The 2959-nt window shown below is 53.1% G+C and carries 2 rRNA genes; both read right to left on the bottom strand.

The features are described from left to right. Positions 1–92, bottom strand: a 5S ribosomal RNA gene (rrf, locus tag JK635_RS27785); the annotation flags it as partial. 196 nt (positions 93–288) lie between these two features. Next, positions 289–2959, bottom strand: a 23S ribosomal RNA gene (locus JK635_RS27780); the annotation flags it as partial.

Raw genomic sequence — 2959 nt, 5'->3', positions numbered from 1 at the left:
ACACTGGTTGCAGCACTATCATCGGCGCAAAGTCGTTTCACGGTCCTGTTCGGGATGGGAAGGGGTGGGACCAACTCGCTATGGTCATCAGGCATGACTTGTCGGTTGTCTGTCGCGCTGCCGGCTCCTCGCCTGGCATGCGCCACATCCAACCCAAAGGGGAAGAAGCAGCCACATCGTCACCTGCTCCATGCAGGAAGGCGATGCAACGATCAATGTCTTGTCTTGCAGGTTGTGAGTATCGAACGTCACGCACCACACAGCGCCGCTATGCACCATCAAGGTTATAGGGACAAGCCGCACGGGCAATTAGTACTGGTTAGCTTAACGCATTACTGCGCTTCCACACCCAGCCTATCAACGTCCTGGTCTCGAACGACCCTTTAGGGGAGTCAAGCTCCCGGGAAGTCTCATCTCAAGGCGAGTTTCCCGCTTAGATGCTTTCAGCGGTTATCTCTTCCGAACTTAGCTACCCGGCAATGCCACTGGCGTGACAACCGGTACACCAGAGGTTCGTCCACTCCGGTCCTCTCGTACTAGGAGCAGCCCCCTTCAAACTTCCAACGCCCACGGCAGATAGGGACCAAACTGTCTCACGACGTTTTAAACCCAGCTCACGTACCACTTTAAATGGCGAACAGCCATACCCTTGGGACCGGCTACAGCCCCAGGATGTGATGAGCCGACATCGAGGTGCCAAACTCCCCCGTCGATATGAACTCTTGGGAGGAATCAGCCTGTTATCCCCAGAGTACCTTTTATCCGTTGAGCGATGGCCCTTCCATACAGAACCACCGGATCACTATGTCCTACTTTCGTACCTGCTCGACTTGTCAGTCTCGCAGTTAAGCACGCTTATGCCATTGCACTATGAGCACGATGTCCGACCGTACCTAGCGTACCTTCGAACTCCTCCGTTACACTTTGGGAGGAGACCGCCCCAGTCAAACTGCCTACCATGCACTGTCCCCGATCCGGATAACGGACCAAGGTTAGAACCTCAAACAAACCAGGGTGGTATTTCAAGGTTGGCTCCACCGCAACTGGCGCCACGGTTTCATCGCCTCCCACCTATCCTACACAGATTGGTTCAAAGTCCAATGCAAAGCTACAGTAAAGGTTCATGGGGTCTTTCCGTCTAGCCGCGGGTAGATTGCATCATCACAAACATTTCAACTTCGCTGAGTCTCGGGAGGAGACAGTGTGGCCATCGTTACGCCATTCGTGCAGGTCGGAACTTACCCGACAAGGAATTTCGCTACCTTAGGACCGTTATAGTTACGGCCGCCGTTTACTGGGACTTCAATCAAGANTTTCGTGCGGGTCAGAACTTACCTGACAAGGAATTTCGCTACCTTAGGACCGTTATAGTTACGGCCGCCGTTTACTGGGACTTCAATCAAGAGCTTGCACCCCATCATTTAATCTTCCAGCACCGGGCAGGCGTCACACCCTATACGTCCACTTTCGTGTTTGCAGAGTGCTGTGTTTTTATTAAACAGTCGCAGCCACCAGTTTATTGCAACCCCGTCACCCTTCTGGCGCAGGCCAGTCAAGCTACTAGGGCGTACCTTATCCCGAAGTTACGGTACCAATTTGCCGAGTTCCTTCTCCCGAGTTCTCTCAAGCGCCTTAGAATACTCATCTCGCCCACCTGTGTCGGTTTGCGGTACGGTCTCGTGTGACTGAAGCTTAGAGGCTTTTCTTGGAACCACTTCCGATTGCTTCGCAGCATAAAGCCGCTGGTCTCGACCCCTTGAATTACGCCCCCGGATTTGCCTAAGGGCCTTCTACAAGTCAAGAACCGGGACATCCAACACCCGGACAACCATTCGCGATCCGTCCCCCCATCGCATCACACGACGGTGCAGGAATATTAACCTGCTTCCCATCAGCTACGCATCTCTGCCTCGCCTTAGGGGCCGACTCACCCTGCTCCGATGAACGTTGAACAGGAAACCTTGGGCTTACGGCGTGGGGGCTTTTCACCCCCATTATCGCTACTCATGTCAGCATTCGCACTTCTGATACCTCCAGCATCCTTTACAAGACACCTTCGCAGGCTTACAGAACGCTCTCCTACCATATGGCGTAATGAATTACGTCATATCCGCAGCTTCGGTGACTGGCTTAGCCCCGTTACATCTCCGCGCAGGACGACTCGATCAGTGAGCTATTACGCTTTCTTTAAAGGGTGGCTGCTTCTAAGCCAACCTCCTGACTGTTTTAGCCTTCCCACTTCGTTTTCCACTTAGCCAATCTTTGGGACCTTAGCTGGCGGTCTGGGTTGTTTCCCTCTTGACGCCGGACGTTAGCACCCGACGTCTGTCTCCCAAGCTCGCACTCATCGGTATTCGGAGTTTGCAATGGGTTGGTAAGTCGCGATGACCCCCTAGCCATAACAGTGCTCTACCCCCGATGGTGATACTTGAGGCACTACCTAAATAGTTTTCGGAGAGAACCAGCTATTTCCAAGTTTGTTTAGCCTTTCACCCCTACCCACAGCTCATCCCCTAATTTTTCAACATTAGTGGGTTCGGACCTCCAGTACCTGTTACGGCACCTTCATCCTGGCCATGAGTAGATCACTTGGTTTCGGGTCTACACCCAGCGACTGTCGCCCTGTTCGGACTCGATTTCTCTACGGCTTCCCTATGCGGTTAACCTTGCCACTGAATGTAAGTCGCTGACCCATTATACAAAAGGTACGCCGTCACCCCACGAAGAGGCTCCGACTGTTTGTATGCACACGGTTTCAGGATCTATTTCACTCCCCTTCCGGGGTTCTTTTCGCCTTTCCCTCACGGTACTGGTTCACTATCGGTCGATTACGAGTATTTAGCCTTGGAGGATGGTCCCCCCATGTTCAGACAGGATTTCACGTGTCCCGCCCTACTTGTCGCAAGCCTAGTTCCACAACCATGATTTCGTGTACGGGGCTATCACCCGCTACGGCTGC

Origin of the sequence: Neobacillus paridis, from assembly GCF_016765675.1 — a bacterium.
Lineage (GTDB): Bacteria > Bacillota > Bacilli > Bacillales > Cytobacillaceae > Neobacillus > Neobacillus paridis.
Note: the sequence above shows the minus strand (reverse complement) of the source record. Positions and strands in the feature narration are given on the sequence as shown.